Raw genomic sequence first — 12,613 nt, 5'->3', positions numbered from 1 at the left:
CGTTACCCCACCCGCGATCGCTATCCGCGAACAGCCTGCCGGACGGGCACGTCCGGGTCGGCGATCGCCTCCGGATCCACCGGCGTCCCGGCGGCGATCACCCGCCTCGCCTGTACCAGGTCGCGGGGCCGGTCGACGGTGAGGATCGCGTCCAGGCGGTCGCCGGTGAGCCACGCCACGGCCCACCTGCGGCCTGACGGGTCGCCCCGGTGGACGAGCCGCTCGGACGCGGCGTGACTGCCCGCGTACTGGACCATGCGGCCGAACTGCTCGGACCAGAAGTAGGGGGCGGCGTCGTACTCGGCGTCCCGGCCGAGGAGGGCCGCGGCGGCGACCTCGGGGGCGTTGAGGGCGGTGTCCCAGTGCTCGACGAGGAGCCGCCGCCCGTAGCGCCGCGACCACCAGGCGGCGCAGTCCCCGACCGCCACGACGTCCGGGCGGAGCGAACCGGGATCCTCCTCGCCCATGTAGGCGCGGAAGGAGCCGTCGGTGACCACGCCGCGCTCCAGCAGCAGGCCGGAGCCCTCCAGCCAGGACAGGACGGGCCGGACGCCGACGCCGACGACCACCTCGTCCGCGTCGATCGTCGCCCCGCCGGCGAGGACGAGGCCGCCGTCGCGCACCTCCGCCACCTTGACGCCGGTCCGCAACTCGACCCCGGCCTCGGCGTACCAGGGCGCGGTGAGCGCGCCCACCTCGGACCCGATCGCGTTGGCGAGCGGGGTGTCGGCCGCCTCCACGACGGTGACGCGGCAGCCCTTCCCGGCCGCGGTCGTGGCGACCTCTGCGCCGATCCAGCCCGCCCCGACGATCACGATCCGGGCGCCCTCCACGAGCCGGGCCCGCAGGTCGCGGGACTCGTCGATGGTGCGCAGGACGTGCTGGCGCCCGTCCCCCGGCAGCGTGATCGGGGCCGCGCCGGTCGCGATCACCAGGCCGTCGAACGGAAGGTCGCCCGCCGTGGACGCGACCGTGCCGCCGCGCCCGGGCCCGTCCAGCCGCAGGCCGGTGGCGCGCTCGCCGAGCAGCAGCTCGCAGCGCAGCGCGTCCCAGTCGGCGTCGACGGTCGTGTCGTCGGACTCGCCCGCGAGGACGGCCTTCGACAGCGGCGGACGGTCGTAGGGCCGGTGCCGCTCCGCCGACACGAGGGTCAGCGCGCCCTCGTACCCCTTGCTCCGCAGGGCCTCGGCGGCGCGCACGCCGGCCAGCCCGCCGCCAACGACGATGACCCTCTCCATGAAGGCAACCCTAACCGGCGGCGATTCTCTGATGGACACCTGTCCAGGCAGTGGCGCGCTTCGCCAAGGTCGTAAGGTGGGAACCGGGTAAAAACGGCACAGAGCGCGGGAGTCCGGTGCGACCGGGCTGAGAGGGCGGCTGAACGGGCCGCCGACCGCCACGACCTGATCCGGATCATGCCGGCGAAGGGAGCGCGCATGCAGATCGTGATCATCGGCGCCGGGGTCATCGGCCTGGCCACCGCCTGGCGGGCCGCGGCGGGCGGCGCCGCCGTCACCCTCGTCGATCCGGCGCCCGCGTCCGGCGCCTCGTCCGTGGCGGCGGGCATGCTCACCCCGGTCGGCGAGCTGACGTACGGCGAGGAGCCGCTGCTGCGGCTCGGCCTCGCCTCCCGCGACCGGTACGGCGCGTTCGTCGCCGAACTGGAGGAGCTGACCGGCCTGGAGACCGGTTACCGCACCGACGGGATCATCGAGGTCGCGTCCGACTCCGACGACCTCCGGTACCTGGACGACCTGCGCCGCTTCCAGGAGAGCCTCGGCATTCCCGTCGAGGCCCTGACCGGCCGGGAGTGCCGGCGGCTGGAGCCGATGCTCGCGCCCGGCGTCCGCGGCGGCCTGCTCGCCCCCGAGGACGGCTCGGTCGACCCGCGCCGGCTCACCCCGGCGCTGCTGGCGGCGTGCGAGCGGCTGGGCGTCCGGCTCGTCCGGCGGCGCGCCGCGCGCGTCGTCGCCGAGAGCGGCGCGGCGGCCGGGGTGGGGCTGGACGACGGGACGGTGATCCACGCGGACCGGGTGCTGCTGGCCGCCGGACCGTGGTCGGGCGACCTGGAGGGCCTGCCGCCGGGGACCGTGCCCCCCGTCCGCCCGGTGAAGGGGCAGGTGCTCCGGCTCCGCACCCGGACGCCGTTCATCCGGCGGTCGACCCGCGGGCTCGTGAAGGGATCGTCGGTCTACCTGGTGCCGCGCGCCGACGGCGAGGTCGTCGTCGGCGCCACGCAGGAGGAGCTGGGCTTCGACACGCGCGTCACCGCCGGCGGCCTCTGGGAACTGCTGCGGGACGCCCGGGAGCTGCTGCCCGGCATCACCGAACTGGAGTTCGCCGAGGTCACGGCCGGGCTGCGTCCGGGCTCCCCGGACAACGCGCCCGTGATGGGCCCCACCGCGATGCCCGGCCTGTACGTCGGCACCGGGCACTTCCGCAACGGCATCCTGCTCACCCCGGTGAGCGCGGACATCCTGTCCGCGATGCTGCTGGACGGGCCCGTACCCGAGGTCGCCGGGCCGTTCACCCCCGGCCGCTTCTCCGCCGGGGTGACCGCATGAAGGTGATCGTCAACGGTGAGCCGCGCGAGCTGCCCGAGGGCGTGAGCGTCGCCGAGGCCGTCGCGTCCGTCACCGGCGCGGGGACCGGCGTGGCCGCCGCGCTCAACGACGAGGTCGTCCGGCGCTCGGCCTGGGACACGACGACCCTGCGCGACGCCGACCGGCTCGAAGTCTTGACCGCCGTACAGGGAGGGTGACGTGGAGGACAAGCTGGTCATCGCCGGAGAGGAGCTGGGCTCGCGGCTGATCATGGGGACCGGGGGCGCGCCCAGCATGACGGTGCTGCGGGAGGCGCTCACCGCGTCCGGGACCGAGCTGACCACGGTCGCGATGCGGCGGGTGGACCCGTCCGCGCGCGGGTCGGTGCTGGACGTGCTGGCCGAGTGCGGCATCCGGGTGCTGCCGAACACGGCGGGCTGCTTCACCGCGGGCGAGGCCGTCCTCACGGCCAAGCTCGCCCGCGAGGCGCTCGGCACGGCCTGGGTCAAGCTGGAGGTGATCGCGGACGAGCGCACGCTGCTGCCCGACCCGATCGAGCTCGTGGAGGCCGCCGAGCAGCTCGTCGACGACGGTTTCACCGTCCTGCCGTACACCAACGACGACCCCGTCCTCGCGCACCGCCTGGAGCAGCTCGGCTGCGCGGCCGTGATGCCGCTCGGCTCCCCGATCGGGTCGGGCCTCGGCATCCGCAACCCGCACAACATCGAGCTGATCGTCGAGCGCGCGAACGTCCCGGTGATCCTGGACGCGGGGCTCGGCACCGCGTCCGACGCCGCCCTGGCCATGGAGCTCGGCTGCGACGCCGTGCTCCTCGCGACCGCCGTGACCCGCGCGCAGTCCCCCGCCCGGATGGCCGCCGCGATGCGGCACGCGGTCGAGGGCGGGCGGCTCGCCAGGCTGGCCGGGCGGATCCCGAAGCGCCGGTACGCGCAGGCGTCCTCCCCCTTCGAGGGCCTCGCCACCTCGTAGCATCACTAAAGGTTCGGTTGTAGAAGTTTTCGCTGGACCTGAAATGTCCGCGCCTCCAGACTTGGGGCCGTCCACCGGACGCCGTGCCGCAACCCGGCAGATCGTTTCGGTGTTCATGGAAACGACCCATACCTAAGGTGCGTGACATGCAGCAGGACAGCGGCGCGCGCGTCGGCAAACTCGCGGTGGCGGCCGCCACGGTGACGGTGGTTCTCTGGGCGTCGGCCTTCGTCGCGATCCGCAGCGCGGGCGCCGAGTACAGCCCCGGAGCCCTCGCCCTCGGCCGCCTCCTCTCCGGAACGGTCGTGCTGGGCGCGCTCTGGCTCGTCCGGCGGGAGGGCCTCCCGCCCAAGGCGGCCTGGCCCGGCATCGTCACGGCGGGCCTGCTGTGGTTCGGCGCCTACATGGTCGCGCTGAACTGGGGCGAGCAACTGGTGGACGCGGGCACCGCCGCCCTCGTCGTCAACATCGGGCCGATCCTCATCGCGCTCCTCGGCGGCTGGCTGCTGAAGGAGGGCCTGCCGCCCCGGCTGATGACCGGCATGGCCGTGTCGTTCACCGGCGCCGCCGTCGTCGGACTGTCGATGTCCGGTGAGGGCCGCTCGTCCGTCGGCGGGGTTCTGCTCTGCCTGCTCGCCGCCGTCACCTACGCGGCCGGCGTGGTGAGCCAGAAGCCCGCGCTGCGGCACGCCTCGGCACTGCAGTTCACCACGTTCGCCTGCGCGATCGGCGCGCTCGCCTGCCTGCCGTTCTCCGGGCAGCTCGTCGCGCAGGCCGCGGACGCCCCGGCCGGCGCCACCCTCAACATGATCTACCTGGGCGTCTTCCCGACCGCGATCGCCTTCACCACCTGGGGTTACGCGCTGGCCCGCACGTCCGCCGGGAAGATGGGCGCCACCACCTACGCCGCGCCCGCCCTCGTGGTCGCGATGTCGTGGCTGTTCCTCGGCGAGGTCCCCGGGCTGATCACGCTGGCCGGCGGCCTGCTCTGCCTCGCCGGCGTGGCCGTGTCCCGCAGCACCCGGCCGCTCCGCCGCCGCGTCCCGCCGGTCACTCCGGAACCCGGCGCCCCGGAATCACACTCCGGGCTCATCGATGCTCATACTCGCGACTGATGAGATCCACGCCGATTCGCCCGTAAACTCGCACCGATGGACACGACGGTTGCTGATCCACTCGTCGGGCGGGTGCTCGACGGGCGCTACCGCATTGAGTCCCGCATCGCGCGCGGCGGCATGGCCACGGTCTACGTCGCGCGCGACATCAGGCTCGACCGCATCATCGCGATCAAGGTGATGCACGCCGGACTCGCCTCCGACGAGGACTTCGTCGCCCGCTTCATCGGGGAGGCCAAGGCCGCGGCCGCGCTCTCCCACCCGAACGTCGTCGCGGTCTACGACCAGCGCACCGACGGCGAGCACACCTTCCTGGTCATGGAGTACGTCCCGGGCCGCACGCTCCGCGACGCGCTGAACTCGCTCGGCCGGCTCGGGCCGCGCGCCGCGCTGGACATCATGCTGCCGGTGCTGGCCGCCCTCGGCGCCGCGCACCGGGCCGGTCTCGTGCACCGCGACGTCAAGCCGGAGAACGTGCTGATCACCGAGGACGGCCAGGTCAAGGTCGCCGACTTCGGCCTCGCCCGGGCCGAGACCGCGAGCAAGATGACCAAGACCGGCATGATCATCGGAACGGTCGGCTACCTCGCGCCGGAGCAGGTGCTGTCCGGCAACGCCGACGTCCGCGCGGACGTGTACGCCGCCGGGATCATGCTGTTCGAGCTGATCACCGGGCATCTCCCGCACCAGGGCGACACGCCGCTCGCCGTGGCCTACAAGCACGTCAACGAGAGCGTCCCGCCGCCGTCCAGCGTCGTCCCCGGCCTGCCCCCCGAGGTGGACGCCCTGGTCACCGACGCGACGAGCCACGACCCGGCGCGGCGCCCGCTGGACGCGAACCAGTACCACGCCGAGGTCGCCGAGGTGTTCGGCGGCCTGCCCCGCGACTTCGACCGGCGCGTCGAGGAGTCGACCCGCAACGTCACCAGCGTGCTGGAGGCGCCGCCCGCCCACGGGCGCACCGCCGTCCTGGACGCGGAGACGATGCCGCCCGAGTACGCTCCGCGGCCCACCAGGACCGACCGTGCGATCGGCGTGCTGACCGGCCGGTACGTCCTGGTCGCCATCGGCGCGATCGCGGCGGTCATCCTCGGATGGGCCGTCTACTACCAGACGTACGGGCAGTACGAGCACGTCCCGTCGTCGATCATCGGGATGAAGGTCGCCGACGCCCGCGACCAGCTGGAGTCCGACGGGCTGGAGGTGCGCACCGCCAAGGCGGTCTACGACGGCCGCGTCCACAAGGGCGGCGTCGCCAAGTCCGACCCTGCCCCCGGCGCCCGTATCGCCAAGGGCGAGACGGTCACGCTGACGCCGTCCAAGGGCATCACGCCCCGCGAGGTGCCCGACGTCGAGGGCAAGAGCCTGGCGGACGCCAAGAAGACGCTGGAGAACAAGGGCTTCACCGTCGGCCGGACGAGCACCAGCCCCTCCCAGACCGTCGCCAAGGACAAGGTCGTCAGCACCGATCCGCGCGGCGGCGAGAAGCAGTCCCCCGACGACCCCGTCAACGTGGTCGTCTCCAGCGGCATGTCCATGCCCGGCCTCATCGGCCAGGACGGCGACGCCGCCGCCAACCAGCTGCGCTCCATGGGCCTGGACGTCACCGTCCAGAAGAAGCAGGTGGACGGCAAGGACCCGAACACCGTGATCGACCAGGACCCGTCCGAGGGCACCGGCGTCTCCCGCGGCGACGACGTCACCATCGTCGTCAACAAGCGCGACTGCATCGTCGATGCGGGCCCCTTCCAGTTCGGCTGCGACGACGGCGACGGCCAGCAGAACGTCCCCGTCCCCGACCTGACCGGCCGCCGCGTGAACGACGCCAGGGAGGCCCTGGAGGACTCCGGTTTCAGGGTCAACGTGACGGGCTTCGGCGGCAACACCGTCCGCTTCCAGTCCCCGAACAGCGGCGAGGCCCCGCGCGGCTCCACCATCACCATCGTCCGGGGTCCGTGACCGGCTAGTCTGAACGCGCCATGACCTCACCGAACAACCCCGTCGGGGCGCATGTCCCCGTGGCCGGGGGCCTCGCCACCGGCGGCCTCAAGTACGCCGCCGAGATCGGCGCCGAGACGATCCAGGTGTTCGTCGCCAATCCGCGCGGCTGGGCCCTCCCCGAAGGCAGGCCCGCCGAGGACGCGAAGCTCCGCGACCACGGCATCCCCGTCTACGTGCACGCCCCGTACCTGGTCAACTTCGGTTCCCCCACCCCCGAGACGCTCGCGAAATCAATCGCGACCGTCCGCCACTCGCTGACCCGAGGCAGGGCCATCGGCGCCCGAGGCGTCGTCGTCCACACCGGCTCCGCCGTGAGCCAGACCTACGACGAGGCCATGGCCCAGGTCCACGAGCATGTCCTCCCCCTCCTCGAAGAGATCCCCGACGACGGCCCGGACCTCCTCCTCGAACCCATGGCGGGCCAGAACAACATGCTCTGCGCCAAGGTCCAGGACCTGGGCCCGTTCTTCGAGAAGCTCGAACACCACCCGAAGCTCGGCGTCTGCTTCGACACCTGCCACGCCTTCGCCGCCGGCCACGACCTGGCCGCCCCCGGAGGCGCCAAGGACACCCTCGACGCCCTGGTCGCCACCGTGGGCGAGGGCCGCCTGAAACTGATCCACGCCAACGACTCCAAGGACGCCTGCGCCTCAGCCAAGGACCGCCACGAGAACATCGGCGCCGGCCAGATAGGCGAACAACCGTTCGCCGACCTCTTCCACCACCCCGCGGCGACGGGCATCCCCTTCATCATCGAAACCCCAGGCCGAGCCCCCGAACCCCACGCCAAAGACATAAAAACCCTAAAACGCCTACGCACGACCTGAGCGAGCGAGCCGCCAGGCGAGCGACACGCGAGCAAGAGCAACCATCTCGCGCCGACCGCAACCCCGCGATAACCAGGGCCACTGCGATCGCATCCGAAGGATGCGTTCAAGCGAAGCGAGAACTGCCTTAACGCAGCGAGCCGCCAGGCGAGCCACACGGGAACACGGGCAACCGTCTACTGCACCGACCCCAGCCACCGCCGCAACCCCGCAACAACCTCAATCATCGCGATCGCGTCCGAAGGCAGTTTCGAGCGAAGCAAGAAACTGATCGCGCAGCGAGCCGCTAGGCGAGTCGGAGCGATGCCAGCGATCGCCCGCTTTTATCGACGATGGAGGGCGCCCAGCGCCCGAAGGAGGAGAAAAAAGCAATAAACACAGCACGACTCGGGCGCCGCTGGACAACCCCCCGACTGTTCAGCGACGCCCGAGCCACAGGCCACCGGATCCCACCCCCCCGGTACGGGATCCGGCGACTCACGATCCGGCGTTCGACTGGCGTGTGCCGGATCTCCGGATTTGCTGTTGTGGGAGGTTTCGCGGCCGGGTGGCCGCCCGCCCCTCCGGTGGCGGTGTGGCGTGTGGTGCCACTGAGAACACTAGAGGTCCGGGGCCGCCGATCGGCACAAGGGAAATGCAACCCTCGGTAAACGGTGTGTAGTCATAGTTGTGCGTAGAGTAGCCGCACGGTGAGCGGCCGGTTCTGCGGGACGAGCGGTCGCGGCGGACGCCCGCACACGGGGGCCGTTCGCGGATGCGGGACCGTCATCGTGCGGGCATGCCCTCGGGCAGGTGCAGTCTCGCCAGGGCGCGGTCGGTGTGGCGCGGGACGCGGCGGCGGGTCAGCAGCGACACGGCGACCATGACGGTGAGGGCGGCCGGAGCCACGATCATTGCGGGCTCGGCGAGGACGGTCGCGCCCCAGCCCGTCCCGGTGCCCTGGAAGAGCCGCAGGACGCCGGCCGTGACGGCGAGGCCGCCGCCGAGCAGGAGGCCGGCGCCGGCGCCGGCGGCGGTCAGGCCGCGCCACCAGATGCCGAGGACGAGCAGCGGGGACAGGGAGCACGCCGACACGCAGAGCGCCATCGTGACCAGGCCCGCCGCGCTCTGCGGCCCGATTCTCGGCAGGAGGACGAGGGGCACGCCCACGGCGAGGCCGGCGCCGGCGCGGAACGCGGTGACGCCGCGGCGGCGGGTGCACTGCGAGATCGTCCCGGCGATGGCCATGACGAGGCCGCAGGAAGTGGAGATGAACGCGGCGAAGGCGCCGGCCGTGATGAGCCCGGTGAGCAGCGCTCCGGCGGTGCCCGGGAGCATCCGCTGCGGCAGCAGCAGGATGGTCGCGTCGGTGTCGCCGGTCATGAGCAGTTCGGGCGCGTACAGGCGGCCGAGGGTCCCGTACAGGGCGGGAAAGACGTAGAACAGGCTGAGCAGCATCGGCACCAGGGCGGCCGTGCGGCGTGCGGCGCTTCCGCATGTGCTGGTGTAGAAGCGCATCAGGATGTGGGGCAGCCCCATCGTGCCCAGCAGGACGCCCAGCAGCGCCGAATAGGTGCGGAAGAGGCCGTGCTCCTCGCCGCGGCCGAACGGCGTCGTCCAGGATTCGCCGTCTTGGACCGGCAGGCGTTCGGTGTGGGGCACCGCGGCGCCTTCTGGGAAGACCATCTCGGTTTCCCTGCCGATGGCGTGCCGCCCGGTGGGGAGCGTCATCGCGTCACCGTCATGGTGGACGCCGTCCACATGTCCTAGAACGGTGACGGTGGCGGTCGCGGGGACGGTGACGGCGATGTCGGTGCGTACGTGCACGCGCGTGGTGTGCTCGAACCGCGGCGGGCCGTCGCCCAGCGGGTCGGGCCTGCCGTCCATGTGCCACATTCCCAGCAGCGCCACGGCGGGCACGGCCACGGCGGCCACCTTCACCCAGAACTGGACGGCCTGGACGGCGGTGATGCTGCGCATGCCGCCGGAGACGACGAGGAACAGGGTGATCGCGACCACGACGGTCCAGCCCGCCCAGACCGGGGCGCCGGTGAGCACGCGCAGCGTCACCCCGGCGCCCTGGAACTGCGGCAGCAGATAGAACCAGCCGATGAAGCAGACGCAGCCGGTGACGATCCACCGCACGGCCGGGGACCCGAGCCGCCACTCGGTGAAGTCGGGGACGGTGTAGGCGCCGGACCGGCGCAGTGGGGCCGTTACGAACGCCACGAGCAGGACATATCCGGCGGTCGCCGCGATCGGGAGCCACAGCATGTCCGCGCCGTAGGCGAGCACCAGCCCGGCGGCGCCGAGGAACGCGGCGGCGGAGATGTACTCGCCGCCGATCGCCGAGGCGTTCCACCACGGGGCGACGCCGCGCGAGGCGACCAGGAGGTCGGACGTGCTGCGGGAGGAGCGCCGGCCGTAGAGGCCGAGGACGGCGGTCATCAGCAGGAGTGCGGTGAGCGCCGCCGCCACGGCCGTCGCGGTCACCGGCGGCCCGCCCGCCCCGCGAAGTCGCGCTCGGCCCGCTCGGCCCGCCTCAGCTGGCGTAACGACGCCGCGATCCAGACCGGCTGGACGCCGAACGCCAGGACGAGCCAGGCCGGCGGTACCCCGTGCACCCGCGCCCGCGCGATCTCCGGGACGAGGACCAGCAGCGCCGGCAGCCCCGCCATCACGGTCAGCACGAGCGCGCCGGTACCGAGGGCGATGCGCAACTGGACGCGGATCAGGGCACGCGTCTCGGCCGGGCCGGGCCGCGGAACGGGATCGAACGCGGCGGAACGCGACCGGACGGTATGGAGCGGATCGGAATCGGCCGGGTCGGTTCCGGAAGGCTCCGGGCCGGCGGCCCGCGTCCCGGTCGTCGCGTCGCCCTCGGGCGGCGCCTCCGCGTGGACGGCCGACCCGCCCCGGCGTTCACCGGCCATCCCGGGCCTCCCCGGCGTCGCCGCACGCCCCGTCCGGATGGTGGAACCTGCGGACCAGGAGGTCGCGCACCTCGCGGGTGTGACGGCGGCTGACCTGCAGCAGCTCGTCCCCGATCTGGACGGCGGCCCGGCCGCCGTCGAAGCGCAGCTCGGTGATGTGCGCGGACGCGACGAGGGTGCTGCGGTGGATCCGGATGAAGCCCGCCCCCTCCCACCGCTTCGTCAGCGCCGACAGCGGCATGCGGACCAGATAGCCGCCGTCGGCGGTGTGCAGCCGGACGTAGTCGCCCTGCGCCTCGACGTGCGTGACCGTCCGGCGCGAGACGAGCCGCGTCCGCCCGCCGAGCTCGACGGGGATCATCTCGTCGTCGGGATCGCGGGAGGCCTCCGCGTCGTGCGGAGGCGGACGGTGCACGGCGGCCGCCACCCGCCGGACCGACTCGGCGAGCCGCTCCGGCCGGACGGGCTTCAGCAGGTAGTCCAGCGCGCCGAGCTCGTAGGCGGTGACGGCGCAGTCGTCGTGCGCGGTCACGAACACCACGTGCGGGGGCGCGGCGAACCCGGTGAGCAGCCGGGTGAAGTCGAGCCCGTCGAGGCCCGGCATCCGGATGTCCATGAACACGGCGTCGAGGCGCTCGCCCTCGACCAGCATCCGGCTCAGGTCGCGCAGCGCGCACGACGCGTCCCCCGCGCCGGTGACCCGCCCGATCCGCGGATCCTCGCGGAGCAGGTAGATCAGCTCCTCCAGGGCGGGGCGCTCATCGTCGACGGCGAGGACGTGAAGCATGAGGGCGACTTTGCCGCGATTACCGTCTGTCCGCAATCGGTTCCGAAAAGTGAGTACCGTGTCGCCGGGTCGCGGATCAGTCCGGGAACACGCCCGGCCGGTACTTCGGGACGCGCAGATTCACCTTGGTTCCGGCGCCGAGCGCCGTCTCGACGGTGAGCCCGTAGTCGTCCCCGTAGACCTGGCGCATGCGCTCGTCGACGTTCGCGAGCCCGATCCCGGGGCCGCCGCCGTCCCGCCGGGACCGGCTCGCCACGCTCCCCCAGCCGGTGGGCCCGGGACGTCCGAGCGGGGCGGAAAGGATCTCCTGGAGCCGCTCGGGATCCATGCCGACCCCGTCGTCCTCCACGCTGATGGCGGCCTCAGCACCCGAGTCGCGGGCCACGATCGAGATGTGGAACGGCTCGCGTCCCCCCGCCATGCCGTGCCGGATCGCGTTCTCCACGAGCGGCTGGAGGGCGAGGAACGGGACGGCGACCGGCAGCACCTCGGGCGCGATCTCGACGTTGCACCGCAGCCGCTCGCCGAACCTGGCCCGTTCCAGCAGCAGGTACCGGTCGATCGAGCGCAGCTCGTCGGCGAGGGTGGTGAAGTCGCGCGGGTTGCGGAACGAGTAGCGGGCGAAGTCGGCGAAGTCCAGCAGCAGCCCGCGGGCCCGCTCGGGGTCGGTGCGGACGAACGAGGCGATCGTGGTCAGCGAGTTGTAGACGAAGTGCGGGGAGATCTGCGCCCGCAGGGCCCGGGTCTCCGCCTCCGCGAGCCGGATCCGGGCGGTGTCGAGCCCGGCGAGCTCCAGCCGGCCGGCGACGAGCCGGGCCGCCTCGCCGGCCGCCCGGACCCTTGCGGCCGACGGGCTCCGCCAGTACACGGCCAGCGCGCCCTCGGTGCGCCCCTCGACGGTGAGCGGGGCGACGACCGCGACCTGGACGTGGCAGCGCGGGCGGCCGCAGGCGAGCAGGTCCGGCGCGACGACCCGGGGCCGCCCGGACGCCAGCACGGGCAGCGCGTGCCCGACGGCGTCGTCCGCGTGGGCGCCGCGGCCCCTGCCGTCCCAGGCCATGAGCCGCGGCGCGTCCCGCGCCGCACCGTCGCCGAGATCACCGGAATCGACGGGGCCGTCCGGATCGTCCGGGGGCCGCACCGCGACCAGCGCGACCGCCTCGGCGCCGAGCAGCGACCGCAGCGGCCGGGCCGCCTTGCGCGCCGAGCCCTCGGTCAGCCCGGCGCGCAGCGGCGGCGACGCGGACGCGATCAGATGGAGGGCGGTGAACGCCGCCGCCTCGGCGGCGGCGGGCGGTACACGGCGACACGGCAGGGGGATCCGCCGGCGCAACGCCCAGACCCCGGCGGCGGCACCGGCGGCGGCACATGCCACCGCATCCGCGACGGACGGTAGGACCATGGAAACGTACGGTAACGGCTGTCCTCCGCGCAGGTC

At 73.1% G+C, this 12,613-nt stretch carries 11 protein-coding genes and 1 riboswitch; of the genes, 6 read left to right on the top strand and 5 right to left on the bottom strand.

Annotated features, from left to right (window positions below):
• Window positions 1-20 precede the first annotated feature (20 nt).
• On the bottom strand, window positions 21-1,238 hold the full coding sequence (locus ACQPZP_RS15665; protein WP_433478342.1) for an NAD(P)/FAD-dependent oxidoreductase: 1,218 nt from the start codon (window positions 1,236-1,238) through the stop codon (window positions 21-23).
• Window positions 1,239-1,333: 95 nt separating this feature from the next.
• Window positions 1,334-1,447, top strand: a riboswitch (TPP riboswitch).
• On the opposite strand from ACQPZP_RS15665, the gene thiO reads away from it, so the two are divergent.
• The 6 genes from thiO (at window position 1,437) to ACQPZP_RS15635 (ending at window position 7,476) form a co-directional block, all read left to right on the top strand.
• Window positions 1,437-2,564: a glycine oxidase ThiO gene (gene thiO, locus ACQPZP_RS15660; RefSeq protein WP_433478341.1), complete on the top strand. Its 1,128-nt coding sequence runs from the start codon at window positions 1,437-1,439 to the stop codon at window positions 2,562-2,564. It overlaps the preceding riboswitch by 11 nt.
• Complete coding sequence (gene thiS / locus ACQPZP_RS15655) at window positions 2,561-2,761, top strand: sulfur carrier protein ThiS (protein WP_433478340.1); 201 nt, start codon at window positions 2,561-2,563, stop codon at window positions 2,759-2,761. Before thiO ends, thiS begins: the two co-directional genes overlap by 4 nt.
• A 1-nt stretch (window position 2,762) precedes the next feature.
• Window positions 2,763-3,533 (top strand): thiazole synthase, encoded by a 771-nt coding sequence (locus ACQPZP_RS15650; protein WP_433478339.1) that lies wholly within the window; start codon window positions 2,763-2,765, stop codon window positions 3,531-3,533.
• 146 nt (window positions 3,534-3,679) lie between these two features.
• Complete coding sequence (locus ACQPZP_RS15645) at window positions 3,680-4,648, top strand: DMT family transporter (RefSeq protein WP_433478338.1); 969 nt, start codon at window positions 3,680-3,682, stop codon at window positions 4,646-4,648.
• Between the two features lie 36 nt (window positions 4,649-4,684).
• The gene (gene pknB, locus ACQPZP_RS15640; RefSeq protein WP_433478337.1) at window positions 4,685-6,607 is read left to right on the top strand and encodes a Stk1 family PASTA domain-containing Ser/Thr kinase; all 1,923 of its coding nucleotides are present in this window, start codon (window positions 4,685-4,687) and stop codon (window positions 6,605-6,607) included.
• Window positions 6,608-6,627: 20 nt separating this feature from the next.
• Entirely contained in the window at window positions 6,628-7,476 is an 849-nt protein-coding gene (locus ACQPZP_RS15635; RefSeq protein ID WP_433478336.1) for a deoxyribonuclease IV, read from the top strand.
• A gap of 765 nt (window positions 7,477-8,241) precedes the next feature.
• On the opposite strand, the gene ACQPZP_RS15630 is transcribed toward ACQPZP_RS15635, so the two are convergent.
• The 4 genes from ACQPZP_RS15630 to ACQPZP_RS15615 form a co-directional block, all read right to left on the bottom strand.
• Window positions 8,242-9,948 (bottom strand): sodium:solute symporter family transporter, encoded by a 1,707-nt coding sequence (locus tag ACQPZP_RS15630; RefSeq protein WP_433478335.1) that lies wholly within the window; start codon window positions 9,946-9,948, stop codon window positions 8,242-8,244.
• Window positions 9,945-10,388, bottom strand: coding sequence for a hypothetical protein (locus ACQPZP_RS15625; protein WP_433478334.1), 444 nt, complete (start codon window positions 10,386-10,388; stop codon window positions 9,945-9,947). The genes ACQPZP_RS15630 and ACQPZP_RS15625 overlap by 4 nt, the downstream gene beginning before the upstream one ends.
• Entirely contained in the window at window positions 10,378-11,175 is a 798-nt protein-coding gene (locus tag ACQPZP_RS15620) for a LytR/AlgR family response regulator transcription factor (protein ID WP_433478333.1), read from the bottom strand. Before ACQPZP_RS15620 ends, ACQPZP_RS15625 begins: the two co-directional genes overlap by 11 nt.
• Before the next feature lie 76 nt (window positions 11,176-11,251).
• Entirely contained in the window at window positions 11,252-12,577 is a 1,326-nt protein-coding gene (locus tag ACQPZP_RS15615; RefSeq protein WP_433478332.1) for a sensor histidine kinase, read from the bottom strand.
• Between the last annotated feature and the right edge of the window lie 36 nt (window positions 12,578-12,613).

It is taken from the genome of Spirillospora sp. CA-142024, from assembly GCF_050942325.1.
Lineage (GTDB): Bacteria > Actinomycetota > Actinomycetes > Streptosporangiales > Streptosporangiaceae > Spirillospora.
The sequence above is the reverse complement of the archived record's forward strand: the minus strand, read 5'-3'. Positions and strand labels throughout refer to the sequence as shown.